The following is a 16,016-nucleotide window of genomic DNA, read 5'->3' on the forward strand; positions in this document are numbered from 1 at the left end:
GCCATTTTGCAGACGAGAGGGAAACCATTTTCTGCAGGCCCCAACGGCCGCGCCTGCGTTTCAAACACAGACCGAAGGCACCGGCCCCGCCTCGCCGGCAACGCTTTCCGGTGTGTCCGATGGCAGGACGGGATGAGTGTGGCACGGTTTTGAGGGGCGGGGATTTGCGGGGATGATTTTTTTGCGGCAGACGGTTCAAAGCCGACGGCTTAGAGCCTCATTTACCGTGCGAGGCTCCTGCGCCACGAGCGGGCGAGACCAGATCGGCCATGTTGAACGCTCAAAACAGCGATCATCGCTCCATGGCGCCTTTTCCGAGGATGATCTTCGGTCGAAATTTCTCAATGCGTGACGTTCGCGTTTCGGGCTTCTTGGTCGAGCTAAGATTGATCACATAGCTTTTCTGCCGCCCCGGCGTCAGGCTCCAAAAGGCCTCTGCAAGTTCGGGATCGGAGTCCAGGGCGTCAACGAGCTCGTCAGGCAGCTCGACTTCGCTCGCCTCTCTTGGCGGCTTGACGCCAGCCTCCGCATATTCCATCGCCTCCGCCAGGTAAGACCGGATAACGCCCTCCATCTTAGCCACTTCAGCACTGTCTACGAAACGGATCATGTCGGGATGTTGTGTGTTCGGACCTTGTTTGGCGAGGACGCCGCAGGGGTCTTTCATCAGTGCAGCGTTGAAAAAGGTTAAGCGGAAATCGCCGCGAAAGGCACCGAGGATGACGATGTTGCGTCCTTTATGCATGTAACAGGGGTGCCCCCATTTTACCGTCTCGACCAGTCCCGCATCGGCGCAGATTTGGCGCAGGTCGTTCAGGCCTTGCATCCATTGCCGCGTCGAACAGTCCGGTCCGGCAAAACGTTCGCAGCGCCCGCACCCCTTTGTAAAATAGTCCTCAATTGCCGTGATCATCATGGGTAGGAATTCTCTCGATTGATTACGTCAGGGGAAAGAAAGGAGCAGTTTGCGCCCGACTACGCTTTTGATCCACGCCACCTGGCCGCATAAGGCAAGACGAACATGTACAGACCGGTGAACATCAGCAGAAAGAGCGGTGGTAACGGCGCGTATACAACCCACGGCGGAGGCTCCCCCAGCGCCATGGCCACAAAGTTGGCAATGACGGGCACAACGAACAGGATCGACAGCCATCGGTGCGCCTGGCGAATCCACGCGTTCGAACTCATTGAAAACTCCTGTCGTTGTTGGTGTTAAAAGCTTCCTAGACTTTCAATCCGTTCCGGATAAAACCTGCTCCAGCTTTGCGAGAAACTGGGGCCAGCCTGCTTTGGCGCCACCATAGGCCTGCCGCTGATCTGGCCGAAATCCAGACTGCTCCATGCGCAGATGGGTTCCTGTCGCGATGGGGGTGAGTGTAAACGTCACGACGCTGTCCAGATCGAAGGCTGGATCATCGTGTTTGAAACTCCAAGTATAGGACAGCGTACTTTGCGGCTCGACGACGAGCACCTCGCAGTCCAAAACGCCACCCCACTCACCGCGAAGATTAAACCGGTGGCCGACGACAGGACTGAAGTCATTCTTCATCAGCCACTCCGAGATCAGATGCGGCTGGGTGAGGGCGCGCCAAAGCTTTTCCGGCGGATGCGCAATTTCGCGTTCCACGATGACGGTACGTGTTGCAACCGATGCTTCGCTCATTGATCCATCCTGTTCAGCAAATCTTCGAGCGCGTTGAACCGACCCTGCCAGAAGCCTGTCATCTGGTCAGTCCATTCGGTCAAGGGAGCAAGGGCATCGAGTTGCGCGCTGTAGTGGGTTTGGCGGCCTTCGTGGCGGTCGCTGACCAATCCGGCCCCTTTGAGGACGGCCAGATGCTTCGACACGCCTGGCTGCGAAATGCCAGCCTGAACCGTCAGGGCTGCGACAGTTTGATCACCGTCGCGGCACAACCCTTCGAAAATGGCGCGCCGCGTTGGGTCGGCAAGCGCTTTAAAAAGCGTGGTTTGATCTGGCATAATAATTCATAACTCGTTGGCTATTAATTGGATTAATAGCTCACGAGTTATGAATACGTCAAGTGTCTTTGGACGAAAAGTTGAGGTGACCGATTTCACCGCTCACCCGGCAGCCATCTCCAGCGTTTCCGCAGTTTCGCGTCGGCTGGCGGAAATGTCGAAAGGTTGCGCCAGGCGTTTGCCCGTATCGGCGTCGAAGAAATGCAGCCGCTCGGGCGCGATCGTCAGCGCCATCGTTTCACCGATGTCGATGTCCGGCGAAAGCGAGGCCGTCAGCTTCTTGCCGTCGACGGTGCCGTGAACGAGGCGCTGTGCGCCGAGTTCTTCGATATAGTCGACCTTCAGCGACAGCGCCTGTTCTTCCGCTGAAGCGATCCGCAGATCTTCTGCCCGGATGCCGACAGTGATCGGTCCGGGAAACGCAGGAGGACGGCCAAGGTCGAGCATCTGCGAACCGAAATGCAGCTGTGTGCCCTCGCGGGTGCCGCGCAGAAGGTTCATCGCCGGAGAGCCGATGAAGCTGGCGACAAAGGTGGAGGCGGGCGTGTGATAGACATCGAGCGGTCGGCCGATCTGCTCGATCTGGCCGCCGTTGAGCACCACCAGCCGGTCGGCCAGCGTCATGGCTTCCAGCTGGTCGTGGGTGACGTAAAGCGAGGTCGTGCCGAGACGCTTCTGTAGCTGCTTGATCTCGCCGCGCATGGAGACGCGGAGTTTCGCATCGAGGTTGGACAGCGGCTCGTCGAACAGGAAGGCGGCCGGCTTGCGCACGATGGCGCGGCCCATGGCGACGCGCTGGCGCTGGCCGCCGGAAAGCGCACGCGGCTTGCGGGTGAGGTACTGTTCGATCTCCAGCATGCGGGCGGCTTCCGCCACGCGCGCATCGATCTCGGCCTTCGGTGTGCCACGGTTCTTCAGGCCGTAGGCAAGGTTGTTGTAGACGGTCATGTGCGGATAGAGCGCGTAGTTCTGGAAAACCATGGCGATATCGCGCTCGGCAGGTTCGATATCGTTGATCACCCGGTCGCCAATTTCGACGGTGCCCTTGGAGATTGCCTCAAGGCCGGCGACCATGCGCAAAAGCGTGGACTTGCCGCAGCCGGAGGGACCGACGAGAACGATGAACTCGCCATCGGCGATGTCGATCGAGACGGATTTCACCGCCTCGACGCCGCCTGCGTAGATCTTCGAAACATTGGTGATGTTGATCGCCGCCATGGCTGCGTTTCCTCTACTTGTCGCTTTCGGTGAGGCCCTTGATGAACCAGCGCTGGAAGATCATGACGATCATCACCGGCGGCACCATGGCGAGGATCGCCAGGGCAAAGGCCTCGTTGTAATCGGGAATGTTGGAGCCGACCCAGACGAGCAGGATCTGCTTGATGCCGCGCACCAGCGTGAAGAAGCTCTCGTCGGTCGTCATCAGCGTCGGCCAGAGATACTGGTTCCAGCCATAGACGAACATGATGATGAAGATCGCCGCGATCATCGTCTTGGAGAGCGGCACGATAACGTCGATGAAGAACTTGAACGGCCCGGCACCGTCGATGCGGGCGGCTTCCAGGAGTTCGTCGGGGATCGATTTGAAGAACTGGCGGAAATAGAAGGTACCGGTGGCCGACGCCAGAAGCGGCACGATCAGGCCGGTATAGGTGTTGGTCAGCTTCAGCGTGTTCATCACCTCGTAGGACGGCAGAATGCGCACTTCGAGCGGCAGGAGCAGGGTGGTGAAGATCATCCAGAAGGTGATGGTGGCAAAGCGGAAGCGGAAATAGACCAGCGCATAGGCCGCCAGCATCGACAGGATGATCTTGCCGGCGGCAAAGCCGATGCCGAGGATCAGCGAATTCATCATCATCCGCAGGCCGGTAATCTTGCCGGTAAAGCCGCCTTCTCTGGTCAGCACGGTCGTGTAGGTGTCGATGAAATGGCCGCCGGGCAGGATCTGCAGGCCGTTGCGATGGATATCGGCGGCCTCGTGGCTCGAGGTCATCAGGGCAACGAGCAGCGGCCCGACCATGATGAAAACGCCGAAGAGCAGGATGAAATGGTCGAAGATTTTCGTGCGATGCATGGTCTCGCCCCCGCTCAATTGTAGTGGACGCGCCGCTCGATGAAGCGGAACTGGAAGATGGTGAGCACGAAGACGATGATCATCAGGATGACCGACTGGGCCGAGGAACCGCCGAGGTCATTGCCGCGGAAACCGTCCATATAGACCTTGTAGACCAGTGTGATCGGATTGTTGGCCGCCTTGTCCTTGACCATCACGTCGATGACGCCGAACGTGTCGAACAGCGCATAGGTCGTATTGATGATGAGCAGGAAGAACGCGGTTGGGGCGAGCAGCGGCAGAATGACGGTCCAGAAGCGGCGGAAACCAGACCGGCAATCCATCAGCGCCGCCTCGCGCACCGGGACCGGAATGCCCTGCAGGCCCGAGAGGAAGAAGATGAAATTGTAGGGGATCTGCTTCCAGACCGAGACGACGATCATCGCGAAAGCCGTATCGTTGTAATTCAGGCCCACCTGCATATTCCAGCCGAAGAAGGCAGCGACCTTTACCAGCGGGCCGATATGCTGATCAAACATCATCATGCCCATCAGGCCGGCGACCGGCGGGGCGATGGCGTAAACCCAGATCAGCAGCGTCTTGTAGGTGGCATTGCCGCGAATGACGCCATCGGCCTTGACGGCGAGCAGAAGGCCGATTGCCAGCGAAAAGAAGGTGACCAGCGCCGTGAAGATGGCGGTGAAACGGGCGATGCTCAGATATTCGCCGGATTTCAGGACGTCCGTATAATTGGCCATGCCGACGAAGGTCGAACCGAAACCGAAGGGGTCCTCAAGGTAGAAGGACGACTGGATCGCCTGAACCGAGGGCCAGTAGAAGAAGATGAAGATGATCGCCATCTGCGGCGCCAGGAAAAGATAGGGCAAAAGCGGCGAATTGAATTGCACGCGCTTGGCGGCCGTGTCTTCCGGTGGCTGGGCCGCCAGCTTGCGCAGGCCGAAGAGGTTCCGCAGCCCACTGTTGGCAGGGGCAGCGAGTGTTCCGGGCATTGCCGAGGGCAGTGGCGTGCTCTTCATGAACCGTCTTTCAAAAATTGATCTCTTTCGAGTGGAGAGCCTTGCTCCTCACCCTGGCCCTCTCCCCGCAGGCGGGGAGAGGGGATGACRGAGGSKGSCGCTGGTTCCTTCTCCCCGTTTCACGGGGAGAAGGTGACCGCCCTTCTTGTCAAACAGATAGGGCCGGATGAGGGGCTGTTGCCGCTCAGGTCGATTCGAGATCAACCAGCCGTCTTGGCAAAACGGGCGAGAAGTTCGTTGCCTTCCTTCTCGATCGTGTCGAAGGCGTCCTTGACCGAGACTTCGCCGGAGAAGATACGGCCGTATTCGCGTTCCATGATTTCGCGGATCTGCGGGTAGAAGCCGAGGCGGTAGCCCTTCGACCATTCACCGGCCGGCAGCATCAGCTGCTTGATGCCGACTTCGGCGGCCGGCTTTTCGTTGTAGTAGCCTTCCTTCTTGGCAAGCTCGTAGGCTGCCTTGGTGACGGCGACGTAACCGGTGGCCTGGTGGTAGAATTTCTGCACGTCCGGCGAGGTCAGGAACTGGAAGAAGTCGGCGACGCACTTGTTCTCTTCGTCCGACTTGCCGGACATGGCGAACAGGGCAGCGCCGCCGATGAACGACGAGGTGCCAGCGCCCTTGATCGAGCCCCAATAGGGCAGGAAGGTTGCCGAGAACGGCATCTGTGCCGTCTTCTGCAGGCCGCCGAACGAGCCCGAGGAGCCGATCCACAGCGCAGCCTTGTTTTCTTCGAACATCTTCTGGTTATCGTTCCAGCCGGCGCCGTAGAAGCCGAAGTAACCTTCGTCCTTCCAGGCCTTCAGCTTGTCGAACATCATGATGAGGTTCGGGTCGGTGACCTTCAGCTGGGTATCGGCAACGCTGTCGTAGCCGTTGTTGTTGGTGGCGAACTGGATGTTGTTGCGCGAGAAGAAGTTCTCGGTGAACTGCCAGGTCAGCTGCGACTGGACGAGCGGGATGTAACCGGCGGCCTTGAGCTTCGGAGCGGCTGCCTCGAATTCTTCCCAAGTCTTCGGGGCTTCGACGCCGGCCTTCTTCAGGGCTTCGTCGTTGATGTACATGATCGGTGCCGACGAGTTGAACGGCATGCCGACGAACTTGCCGTCGCTATCGGCGTAGAAGTAACGAACGCCGTCGATGAAGGCTTCGCGGTCGAACTTGTAGCCGGCATTGTTGATCAGGTCTTCAGCCGGGATGACGGCGCCCTTGGCGTTGATGATCGTTGCTGCACCGGCGTCGAAAACCTGCAGGATATTCGGCTGCTCGCCCGAGCGGAAAGCGGCGATACCGGAGGCGAGCGCTTCCTCATAGGTGCCCTTGGAAACCGGGGTCAGCGCGCAAGCGGTCTGCGATGCGTTGAACTTGGTGGCGACTTCGTTGATGACTTCGCCGTTGCGGCCAGCCATGCCGTGCCACCAGGTGATGTTGGTCGCGGCAAAGGAGGAGGTGGCGGAGAAGGCCAGCGCGAGGCCGGTCATCGTGAATTTCCTGATCATGGCAGTTCCTTTCACCAGGTTTAGGGTGAGGAACCGGCTAAAGCTCTTTCATGACGCCCGGATAACGCTTTTGTGTCGGAACGATTACAACTGTGCACAGCTGTTCAAAAGGCGCCGGGAAGATGGACAGGCCAGCGCCATGGCGTCACGGAGATTATGTCGTAGCGGATTGAAAGCGCCGCGGAATCCCTTTGTTTAGAGAGCCAGAGATCGCTTGCTGCACGGATACGGCGCTGTGCAAAATCGGAAACGGCAAAAACAGAATCATCAAGCGACCGGCGGGCTTTCACCTCGACGCAGGCGACCAGATTGCCCTTGCGTGCAATAATGTCGATTTCGCCCAACTTCGTCCGGTAGCGGAATGCAACGATGCGGTAGCCCTTGAGGAGGAGGGAAAGGGCCGCGCGATACTCCGCAAGCGAGCCGCGCCGGAGCGCCTTCAGTCTCTTCCGGTTCGCGGGCTCAGGTTTCATCCCGGTCTTTGAGCTCCAGCAGCCGGTCGTAGAGATCCTTGCGGTTGAGGCCGGTCTGTTTTGCGGCCTCGGTCGCCGCCTTGCCGGTCGGCATGTCCTTGACGAGCTTCAGCAGGATGGCATCGACATCGTCAGCCTCCGGTGCTGCCGGTGCATCGGGCGGACCGATAACCAGAACGATCTCGCCCTTGACGGTGGCCCCCTCGTCATAAAATGCCTTGAGCTCTGCCAGCGTGCCGCGGCGGAACTCCTCGAAGGTCTTGGTCAACTCGCGGCAGACCGATGCTCTGCGCTCGCCGCCCAGCACATCATGAGCCGCAACGATGGCGGCCGCGATCCTGTGCGGCGATTCRAAGAACATCAGCGTTGCGGGAACCTTGGCAAGCTCTGCAAACCTGTCGCGGCGGGCCTTGTCCTTGGAGGGCAGGAAGCCGGCAAACAGGAATGCATCGTTCGGAAGGCCCGAGCCGACGAGAGCCGCTAAGGGYGCAGAAGCCCCGGGAATGGGCACGACCCGATGGCCGGCCTCGATGGCGATCTGGCCGAGCCGGTAGCCTGGATCGGAGACCAGCGGCGTGCCGGCGTCGGAGACAAGGGCGACGGATTTGCCTTCGTCGAGTGCTGCCAGGAGCTTCGGGCCGACCTCGTTGGCATTGTATTCATGATAGGCATAGGGCCGGTTGACGATGCCGTAGCGGTCGAGCAGCACGCGGGTGACGCGCGTGTCCTCGCAGGCCAGCACATCGGCACCAGCCAGTGTTTCCAGGGCACGCAGGGTAATATCGGAGAGATTGCCGATCGGGGTGGCGACCAGATAGAGTGCCGGTTCCAGCGGCCGGGCGGGCACCGCGACATTGTGCAGGCGGTAGCTTTTCTGCCGCTCGCCCGCTCCGTTGCCGCCTTCTGCCCGATGTTCCACGATGTGTTCTTTCTGTTTGTTCTGACGCTTCTTATGGGCGAGCCGTGCGCAGGCGGCAAGTCCGGACTCTCCATCGTCCTTACTCCCCGCCTGCGGGGAGTGGGGTAGGGTGAGGGGCAAAGCCTCAAAACTCACAGATATCGCCGCACGTGGCCCCTCATCCGGCCTGTCGGCCCCCTTCTCCCCGCAAGCGGGGAGAAGGGGGATGCCGCGCTAACTGTCACTCCATTCTGTCAGCCGACCCGCTCGCCGGTGGCGTCGAGTACGAGCCCTTGAACAGGGGTGATGTTGTTGCGCATCGCCTGGTGCAATTTTAACGCTAGTGGCGACAAAAGAAATCGGGTAGCGCTGACAAGCGACCAAGTTCATGGGGGAAAGCAATGCGACGCGGCTTGTGTACTTTTGTCATGTGTATTTCAGCATTCTTTGCGGCCGGGAAGCAAACCATCGCTGCGGAAAATAAATTGGACGGCTACTCATACATGAGCCTTGAGGGAGAAAATGAATTTTATACCAGGGCGCCGGACGCGATAAAATTAGGAATGATCGGAGGCAATGACGCAAACCGCAACCACGCATTCTCAGCTCTGAACATCCTGGCGAGTTTTGCCGATACTCCCGTACATCCGTCACATGGGAGTACGGTCGATTTMGTTGGACTGTTTTTTGGCGACAACATAATTACAGGCAAAGATATAGATTTCTCTCAAATCCCGACCATTAGCCAAGATATTGAAACCGTTGAGCTTCTAAAAAAATCTTATCAGCCCGGCGTTGGGTGCGTCAGCTCTGCTTTGTATGACAAAGATGGAGCGTTTTTGCGGTCTGCAATAGTTGCGAATATGAACGTTGAGCAAAAAAAGCTGCTCGGCTGTGTATTGGATGTTGCGGCGCATATCTTTGGCATTTCCACCAGTCAGTCTGATCCCGGCCTTGCCATCGAAGATAAATTCGCAACGATCGGCAGAATGATCGGAGCACGGAATGAGTGCCTTCGGGCAGGAGACAATACCTTATCTTGTGCATACTCGAAGCTAGAGAAATGAGCTGCACCTTGGCTTGTCTGTAGGTGATCAAGCGAATGGCGGGCAAATTTCCAGCAGGGCTTGGGTTGTAAAAGTCAGTCCAAAAAGAACTGTCGCCCCCAGGACGATCAGGATTATTCCGGCGATTATGCGCTTCTTAAGCTCCATGGATCACCCCCTATTCATGTCGTAAGAGGGGCTAACAGGCCGCCACTTGAACTGAATGTTTGGAATGAGTTGCCGCCATCCGCTTGATGTTCCAGCATGGTTTCTTCCCCGTATCTTTATGGGCGAGAGCCGGGCGGGGGCAAAGGCCTTGCGCTCAGTCCTTACTTCTCTCGGTCGCGGGGAGAGGGTCAGGGGCAGCGGAACCTGCACCTCCCATCCGGCCTTTCGGCCACCTTCTCCCGGCAAGCGAGGAGAAGGGAGATGCGGCGTCCTTGGCGGTATATTGGGGACGACTGCGCGATCCCGTTGACAATCGTTCGGTCGTCCTAGCGATAGCGCTTGATTTCCGCGACCTCTTTCTGCCATTTTGCCCGTCCACATCTTTGCTGCCCCTGGGGCAGTCGAATACGTCAAGGCCGGGAAGCACGTTTCTGGCGATGGTTGAAAGCGGTAGCATCTCATGCGTATTACTCTCGAGCGGTCCAATCTCCTGAAGTCGCTGAACCACGTTCACCGCGTGGTCGAGCGCCGCAATACCATTCCGATCCTCTCGAACGTGCTTCTGCGCTCCGACGGTGCCAGCCTTGAAATGAAGGCAACCGACCTCGACCTCGAAATCACCGAAGCAACCCCGGCGCAGGTCGAGACGCCCGGTGCAACGACGGTGCCGGCGCATCTGCTCTACGATATCGTCCGCAAGCTGCCTGATGGTTCGGAAGTGGCGCTCGCCACCAATGCCGAAGGTACGGCAATGACCGTCCAGTCGGGCCGCTCGAAATTTTCGCTGCAATGCCTGCCGCAGTCGGACTTCCCGGACCTGACGGCCGGTGCCTTCACCCACACCTTCCGCATCAAGGCGACGGACCTGAAGATGTTGATCGATCGCACCCAGTTTGCGATCTCGACGGAAGAGACGCGCTATTACCTGAACGGCATCTATATCCACACGATCGAAAGCAAGGGCGAGCTGAAGCTGCGCGCCGTCGCCACCGATGGCCATCGTCTCGCCCGCGCCGATCTCGAAGCGCCGTCGGGCTCCGAAGGCATGCCGGGCATCATCATCCCGCGCAAGACCGTCAGCGAATTGCAGAAGCTGGTCGACAACCCGGATGTTGTCGTCACGGTTGAGGTTTCAGACGCGAAGATCCGCCTGACGATCGGCTCGATCATTATGACCTCGAAGCTGATCGACGGTACGTTTCCGGATTACCAGCGCGTCATTCCGGCCAACAACGACAAGGAACTGAAGATCGATTGCCAGTCCTTCGCCCAGGCCGTCGACCGCGTTTCGACCATTTCGTCCGAACGCGGCCGTGCCGTGAAGCTGGCGTTGTCGGACGGACAGCTGACGCTGACTGTCAACAACCCGGATTCGGGCAGCGCGACGGAAGAACTCGCTGTCGGCTATGACAGTGATCCGCTGGAAATCGGCTTCAATGCCAAATACCTGCTCGATATCACCGCCCAGCTGTCCGGCACCGATGCCGTCTTCATGCTCGCCGATGCCGGTTCGCCAACGCTGGTGCGCGACATGGCGGGCGACGACGCGCTCTACGTCTTGATGCCGATGCGGGTTTAGGCCCGTGTCGCGATAAGGTTCTCTGGGCACAAAATCGCCATCGGCTTGGATAAGATCAAGCCATGGGATTGTGGATTGCTGCGGGTCTAAGCCTTGGTGTCGTGCTCGGAACGCCAGTGTTTGGCGATGTTGCCATTGGTATGGGCTTTCGTGTTTCGAGCGGAATTGCCATGGCGATTTTGTTGCGGAAATGAAGGGCGGGCCGCGCCTTTCGGTTTGGTCGCAGTGCTTTTGCAATGATCTGTTAGCCTTTGCGATTTTTGGCGCTGAAAGGCTTGTATATGTCGCAAGTAGCGACACATACTTATTCGAGCGTAAGGCGGCCGGTGGGGCACAACCCGGGCGCAGACGACGTATTGGTGGAGATACGCATGAATTTTCGTCTGAAAGAACGGCTTGGCAAGAAATTCGATGAGGAAATCCGTTTCTTCAAAGGGTGGCGAAGCAATATGAGAGCCGTCGGTTCGATCGTGCCGACATCCGGAATAACCGCGCGGCGGATGGCAAGCGTCGTCAATCCGCACTCAGGTCTTCCCGTTCTCGAGCTTGGACCCGGCACCGGTGTCATCACCAAGGCGATCCTGCAGAAGGGCGTTCAGCCGGAAAACCTGGTGTCAGTCGAATTTTCCACCGATTTCTTCCAGCATCTGGTCAAGACCTACCCCGATGTCGATTTCATCAATGGCGACGCCTTCGATCTCGACAAGACGCTCGGCACACGCCGCGACCAGCAGTTTGACAGCGTCGTTTCCGCCGTGCCGCTTTTGAATTTTCCGATGCATATGCGCGTCTCGCTGATCGACGACCTCCTGTCGCGCATCCCCGTCGGCCGCCCGGTCATCCAGATTTCCTACGGTCCGCTGTCGCCTGTCGTCGCCATGCCGGATCGCTACCAGATCTCCCATTATGATTTCGTCGTTCGTAACATCCCGCCAGCGCAGCTCTGGGTCTATCGCAAGTCGCACTAAGGCCTGTTGATGTTCGCAGTTTACCTTTCGCATCCGCAAATCCGTCTCGACCCGGATGTGCCGGTACCGCGTTGGGGGTTATCCGAGATCGGCGCTGCGCGTGCTGAAAAGGCGGCGCAGTGCGGCTGGGCAAGGCAGCTTTGCCGCATCCTGTCCAGCGACGAGACCAAGGCGCTGGAAACCGCGGCGATCCTGGCGCAGGCGAGCGGTGTCGACGTCGAAGTTCTTGAGCATTCCGGTGAAAATGACCGCTCTGCCACCGGCTTTCTGGTGCCGGAGGAGTTCGAGACGGCAGCCAACTGGTTCTTCGCCAATCCGCAGCAGAGTTTCAACGGCTGGGAGCGGGCGGTCGATGCCCAGAAGCGCATTGTCGCGGCAGTCACTTCGGTGCTTGATCGGCATGATCCGGCAAAACCGATAGCCTTTGTCGGGCACGGCGGCGTCGGAACGCTGCTGAAATGTCATCTGGCCGGCCTACCCATTGCACGCAGCCACGACCAGATGGCGGGCGGTGGCTGCCTCTACGCATTTTCCCTTGCGGACCGTTCCCTTGCATGCGACTGGACCGCCATGGAACTCTGGCAAGGATGGCAACAATGACTGCGACCGCGCGCGACCGGCTGATCGTCGGCCTTGATATCCCAACCATCGGCGAGGCTGAAGCGATCGTCAAAGCGCTGGGCAACGACGTGCTTTTCTACAAGATCGGCTATCAACTGGCCTTTGCCGGCGGGCTGGAATTTGCCCGCGATCTGGCTGCAGACGGCAAGAAGATCTTCCTCGACATGAAACTGCTGGACATCGACAACACCGTTGCCAAGGGTGTCGAGAACATCGCCAAGATGGGCATGTCGATGCTGACGCTGCATGCTTATCCGAAGGCGATGCGGGCGGCTGTGGAAGCGGCAAGAGGCTCTGATCTCTGCCTGCTGGGCGTCACCGTGCTCACCTCGATGGACGAGCAGGACGTCATCGACGCCGGCTATGAATACGATCCGCATACGCTGGTGTTGCGCCGCGCCGAACAGGCCCGCGCCGCCGGCATGGGCGGCATCGTCTGCTCGGCCGAGGAATCCGCCGCTGTCCGCAAGATCGTCGGCCCCGGCATGGCAATCGTCACCCCGGGCATTCGTCCGGCCGGCAGCGACAAGGGCGACCAGAAGCGCGTGATGACACCGGCAGATGCCTTGCGCGCCGGCTCGAGCCATCTCGTCGTCGCCCGCCCGATCGTCAAGGCCGCCGATCCGCAGGCCGCGGCACTGGCTATTCTCGAAGAAATGAGCGGCGCGCTCTGATCAATTGCCGTTATCTTCGATCCTGTTGCTCGGATCGGAATTGCGAATGAGAAAGGCGCCGCCGCCGATCAGGCGGTTGCCCGTGACGGTGTTGAACTGCGCGAAATCCTTTGAGCTGAGGCTGCTGCCGAAGGGATGGGCGGGGTCGCGGAAGCAATAGCGCTGAGCGCCGTTGCGTGAGTTCAGCCAGACGGCCGGTTTGGCCATGAACGCCATCTGGTACTTGAACGTATTGCCGGAAATCGTGTTGTGCTGCGGTTTCTGATGGCGGATCGTCCCGCCTTCACCGCAGTTGCGATAGAGGAAGATGCCGCCGCCTGCGGGGTCATCGAAGACGTTTCCGCCGATCGTGTTTTTCGCCGAACCGTCGATGGCAATCTGCTCGCGACGGCTGGCCACGCTAAAGCGGTTTTCGAGGATTGCATTGCCTGCAGATTCGGCATCGAGATAGAGCGCCGGGCCATTGCTCCTTCCGGTCAGCGTGGATCTTTCCAGCCGGACCCCGGTGACACCTGGTCCGATATAGAGGGGCACTCTGCCATCCGCGACGAGGGTCAGCGCGGAAAGGAGGATTTGCGTGGGAGCCGATGCTTGAGCAAAGGCCGTATGGTCCGGGGTCAGCGAAGACAATTGAACGGCTTTTGCCTGGCCGTTGGTGCCCAGGCCCTGAAGGCGAAGCGCGCCCTTGATCAGGCAGTTGCGCACGGTGATACCAGACGGCGCGCTCCAGCCGCCGGTCTTGCCTTTGGTGGAGCGGATGAGCACCGTCGGCTTGCCGACGTTGATCGACCCGCGCGTGCCGTCGAGTGTTGCACCCTTGCAGTCAAGTGTCGTTCCGGATGCCCCGGCCCCGGAGAAGATCAGGCGTTTGGTGACGATATCGCCGGGTGACAAGGTCAGGTCGCAGCGGAGCTCGACGCTTGCATCCTGGTTTGTCGCCGTGGCCTTTACCGCGGCATAGACGTCAGCACCGCATTGCATGGGCTTGGCGAAGGACGTGCCCGGATGGAGGAAGAGTGCAAGCATTGCGCCGGATATCGTCGCAGTTTTATTGCAGGCTAACATGCTCGGCCTTCCAGATTCCGTTGGTTTTGAAGCTGTCGCACTCTCGTGAGAAGTCTCCCCTATCTTGACCGGCCAAATGATTTGACGGAAGAAGCTGAAGCGATATTTCCGGCTTGCGACGAATTGAGGGAGATTGCCATGGCCAAGGGTTACTGGATTGCGCGGGTCGATGTCCGCGATGCCGAGCATTACAAGGATTACGTGACGGCCGCAAAGCCGGCGTTCGAGAAATTCGGCGCCAATTTCCTGGCGCGTGGCGGCGCTTTCCAGCGTCTGGAGGGCGATGTTCGCGCCCGCAACGTGGTGATCGAGTTCCCGTCGCTGCAGGCGGCGATCGATTGCTACAATTCCCCGGAATATCAGATCGCCGCTGCAATCCGCCAGCAGGTCGCCGATGCTGAAATGGTCGTCGTCGAAGGCGTCTGACGCACCACAGCAACTGCGGCGGAAAGCGGCAGAAAAGCCTTGGTGATAAGCCTTCCCGTCGCCCGATGATTGGGCTATGTAGCTCATCTACGCCATACTGCAGATCAGGAGTGCCTGTGCCATGACCTTGTCCAATCTCCCGCCGCTCGTCACTGTTTTCGGCGGGTCCGGATTTGTCGGCCGTCATGTCGTGCGGGCCCTGGCCAAACGCGGCTTTCGCATTCGCGTCGCGGTTCGCCGCCCCGATCTCGCAGGTTTCCTGCAGCCCTTGGGCAATGTCGGGCAGATTTCCTTCGTTCAGGCCAACCTGCGCTACCGCAAATCGGTGGATGCTGCGGTTCATGGCTCCGATCACGTCGTCAACTGCGTCGGCATTCTGTTTGAGGCCGGGCGCAACACGTTCGATTCGGTCCAGGATTTTGGCGCCCGCGCGGTCGCCGAGGCCGCGCGCGGTGCCGGCGCGACATTGACGCATGTGTCGGCCATCGGCGCCGATGCCAATGCCGAATCGCTCTATGCCCGCAGCAAGGGCCGCGCGGAAAAGGCGATCCTGGAGACCGTTCCGGAAGCGGTGATCCTGCGGCCGTCGATCATCTTCGGACCGGAGGACGGTTTCTTCAACAAGTTTGCCGAAATGTCGCGCTTCTCGCCTGTCCTGCCGCTGGTCGGCGGCGGCAACACCGCATTCCAGCCGGTCTATGTCACAGACGTTGCCGAAGCGGTGGCCAAATCTGTCGAAGGCAAAGTGGCCAAGGGCCGGATCTATGAAATCGGCGGCCCGGACGTCCTGACTTTCAAGCACTGTCTCGAAATCCTCATGAAGACCATCGATCGCAAGCGCACCTTGTTGCCGATCCCCTTCGGCATAGCGTCCATGATCGGCTCCGTTGCGTCGATGGTGCCGTTCATCGCGCCGCCACTCACCGTCGATCAAGTCACCCTGCTGAAGCGCGATAATATTGTGTCGGCGAATGCGCAGACCGAAGGCCGCACGCTTGAGGCGTTTGGCATCGCGCCGACCTCGGTCGAAGCCGTGCTGCCGTCTTATGTGGTGCGCTACCGTCCGCAGGGCCAATATAGCCGGTCCGGCGGCGCCGCTTGACCGCACCCCGCGCGGGCTGAAAATGGATTGCAAGACAAACCGCCGGTACCTACCGGCGGTTTCTTTTTGATCGCCGCAGAATAAACCGTTGCAGTTCTGCCGCACTGAAAAAAGCGATTGATCTTTACCGTCGATTCAACATGTATCGATATTGATAACGACGGTTCCAGCACATACACAGCAGCCGCGCCTCATCGTTCGTTTCAGGAACAACCGGCGCCGTCACATCACCTTGAGAGGCACATTTTTTATGGGCAAGTCGATCGCGATTTTCTTTGCGTGCGCGGCACTTATCATCCTGGCTGGATCCTTCGCTGCGCCGAAGACGGTCGCCAGCAATCATAGCGGTTGCGCACCGGCTTATGGCGTCGATCCCTGCACGACCGCGTCGATCGGCACGCTGGCCGGCGAATAAGACTTTCCGCCT

20 protein-coding genes are annotated in these 16,016 nt (G+C 59.3%); 9 read left to right on the top strand and 11 right to left on the bottom strand.

Features of this window, described 5'->3' with window-relative positions:
• Nucleotides 1–292 precede the first annotated feature (292 nt).
• The 10 genes from AC1D17_RS13775 to rsmI form a co-directional block, all read right to left on the bottom strand.
• Nucleotides 293–913 (bottom strand): YdeI/OmpD-associated family protein, encoded by a 621-nt coding sequence (locus tag AC1D17_RS13775; RefSeq protein WP_477566079.1) that lies wholly within the window; start codon nt 911–913, stop codon nt 293–295.
• Nucleotides 914–975: 62 nt separating this feature from the next.
• Nucleotides 976–1,188, bottom strand: coding sequence for a hypothetical protein (locus AC1D17_RS13780; RefSeq protein ID WP_477565964.1), 213 nt, complete (start codon nt 1,186–1,188; stop codon nt 976–978).
• Between the two features lie 43 nt (nt 1,189–1,231).
• Nucleotides 1,232–1,663, bottom strand: coding sequence for an SRPBCC family protein (locus AC1D17_RS13785; protein ID WP_477565965.1), 432 nt, complete (start codon nt 1,661–1,663; stop codon nt 1,232–1,234).
• On the bottom strand, nt 1,660–1,980 hold the full coding sequence (locus AC1D17_RS13790) for an ArsR/SmtB family transcription factor (protein ID WP_477565966.1): 321 nt from the start codon (nt 1,978–1,980) through the stop codon (nt 1,660–1,662). The genes AC1D17_RS13785 and AC1D17_RS13790 overlap by 4 nt, the downstream gene beginning before the upstream one ends.
• A 102-nt stretch (nt 1,981–2,082) precedes the next feature.
• Nucleotides 2,083–3,198, bottom strand: coding sequence for a sn-glycerol-3-phosphate import ATP-binding protein UgpC (locus AC1D17_RS13795; RefSeq protein WP_477565967.1), 1,116 nt, complete (start codon nt 3,196–3,198; stop codon nt 2,083–2,085).
• 13 nt (nt 3,199–3,211) lie between these two features.
• Nucleotides 3,212–4,054 (bottom strand): sn-glycerol-3-phosphate ABC transporter permease UgpE, encoded by an 843-nt coding sequence (gene ugpE / locus AC1D17_RS13800; protein WP_477565968.1) that lies wholly within the window; start codon nt 4,052–4,054, stop codon nt 3,212–3,214.
• Nucleotides 4,055–4,068: 14 nt separating this feature from the next.
• Complete coding sequence (locus AC1D17_RS13805) at nt 4,069–5,070, bottom strand: ABC transporter permease subunit (RefSeq protein ID WP_477565969.1); 1,002 nt, start codon at nt 5,068–5,070, stop codon at nt 4,069–4,071.
• A gap of 200 nt (nt 5,071–5,270) precedes the next feature.
• Nucleotides 5,271–6,569: an extracellular solute-binding protein gene (locus tag AC1D17_RS13810; protein ID WP_477565970.1), complete on the bottom strand. Its 1,299-nt coding sequence runs from the start codon at nt 6,567–6,569 to the stop codon at nt 5,271–5,273.
• 104 nt (nt 6,570–6,673) lie between these two features.
• On the bottom strand, nt 6,674–7,042 hold the full coding sequence (locus AC1D17_RS13815; RefSeq protein WP_477565971.1) for a YraN family protein: 369 nt from the start codon (nt 7,040–7,042) through the stop codon (nt 6,674–6,676).
• Nucleotides 7,032–7,961, bottom strand: coding sequence for a 16S rRNA (cytidine(1402)-2'-O)-methyltransferase (gene rsmI, locus AC1D17_RS13820; protein ID WP_477565972.1), 930 nt, complete (start codon nt 7,959–7,961; stop codon nt 7,032–7,034). The genes AC1D17_RS13815 and rsmI overlap by 11 nt, the downstream gene beginning before the upstream one ends.
• 380 nt (nt 7,962–8,341) lie before the next feature.
• On the opposite strand from rsmI, the gene AC1D17_RS13825 reads away from it, so the two are divergent.
• The 6 genes from AC1D17_RS13825 (at nt 8,342) to pyrF (ending at nt 12,996) form a co-directional block, all read left to right on the top strand.
• Nucleotides 8,342–9,007 carry a hypothetical protein gene (locus tag AC1D17_RS13825; RefSeq protein ID WP_477565973.1) on the top strand — a complete coding sequence of 222 codons (666 nt, stop codon included), beginning with the start codon at nt 8,342–8,344 and terminating at the stop codon, nt 9,005–9,007.
• 607 nt (nt 9,008–9,614) lie between these two features.
• On the top strand, nt 9,615–10,733 hold the full coding sequence (gene dnaN / locus AC1D17_RS13830) for a DNA polymerase III subunit beta (protein ID WP_477565974.1): 1,119 nt from the start codon (nt 9,615–9,617) through the stop codon (nt 10,731–10,733).
• 62 nt (nt 10,734–10,795) lie between these two features.
• Nucleotides 10,796–10,927 (top strand): hypothetical protein, encoded by a 132-nt coding sequence (locus AC1D17_RS13835; protein ID WP_477565975.1) that lies wholly within the window; start codon nt 10,796–10,798, stop codon nt 10,925–10,927.
• Between the two features lie 177 nt (nt 10,928–11,104).
• Nucleotides 11,105–11,701 carry a phospholipid N-methyltransferase PmtA gene (gene pmtA, locus AC1D17_RS13840; RefSeq protein WP_477565976.1) on the top strand — a complete coding sequence of 199 codons (597 nt, stop codon included), beginning with the start codon at nt 11,105–11,107 and terminating at the stop codon, nt 11,699–11,701.
• Nucleotides 11,702–11,710: 9 nt separating this feature from the next.
• On the top strand, nt 11,711–12,301 hold the full coding sequence (locus AC1D17_RS13845; RefSeq protein WP_477565977.1) for a histidine phosphatase family protein: 591 nt from the start codon (nt 11,711–11,713) through the stop codon (nt 12,299–12,301).
• Complete coding sequence (gene pyrF, locus AC1D17_RS13850) at nt 12,298–12,996, top strand: orotidine-5'-phosphate decarboxylase (RefSeq protein WP_477565978.1); 699 nt, start codon at nt 12,298–12,300, stop codon at nt 12,994–12,996. Before AC1D17_RS13845 ends, pyrF begins: the two co-directional genes overlap by 4 nt.
• Here the strand turns inward: pyrF and AC1D17_RS13855 are convergent, their stop codons facing one another.
• Nucleotides 12,997–14,022 carry a right-handed parallel beta-helix repeat-containing protein gene (locus AC1D17_RS13855; protein WP_477565979.1) on the bottom strand — a complete coding sequence of 342 codons (1,026 nt, stop codon included), beginning with the start codon at nt 14,020–14,022 and terminating at the stop codon, nt 12,997–12,999. It lies immediately after the preceding gene.
• Between the two features lie 177 nt (nt 14,023–14,199).
• Between AC1D17_RS13855 and AC1D17_RS13860 the strand changes: the two genes are divergently transcribed.
• The 3 genes from AC1D17_RS13860 (at nt 14,200) to AC1D17_RS13870 (ending at nt 16,004) form a co-directional block, all read left to right on the top strand.
• Nucleotides 14,200–14,487 carry a DUF1330 domain-containing protein gene (locus tag AC1D17_RS13860; protein ID WP_477565980.1) on the top strand — a complete coding sequence of 96 codons (288 nt, stop codon included), beginning with the start codon at nt 14,200–14,202 and terminating at the stop codon, nt 14,485–14,487.
• A gap of 121 nt (nt 14,488–14,608) precedes the next feature.
• Complete coding sequence (locus tag AC1D17_RS13865; RefSeq protein WP_477565981.1) at nt 14,609–15,589, top strand: complex I NDUFA9 subunit family protein; 981 nt, start codon at nt 14,609–14,611, stop codon at nt 15,587–15,589.
• A gap of 250 nt (nt 15,590–15,839) precedes the next feature.
• Nucleotides 15,840–16,004, top strand: coding sequence for a hypothetical protein (locus tag AC1D17_RS13870; protein WP_264220845.1), 165 nt, complete (start codon nt 15,840–15,842; stop codon nt 16,002–16,004).
• Nucleotides 16,005–16,016 lie beyond the last annotated feature (12 nt).

The organism is Pararhizobium sp. P1_E7 (assembly GCF_056405855.1).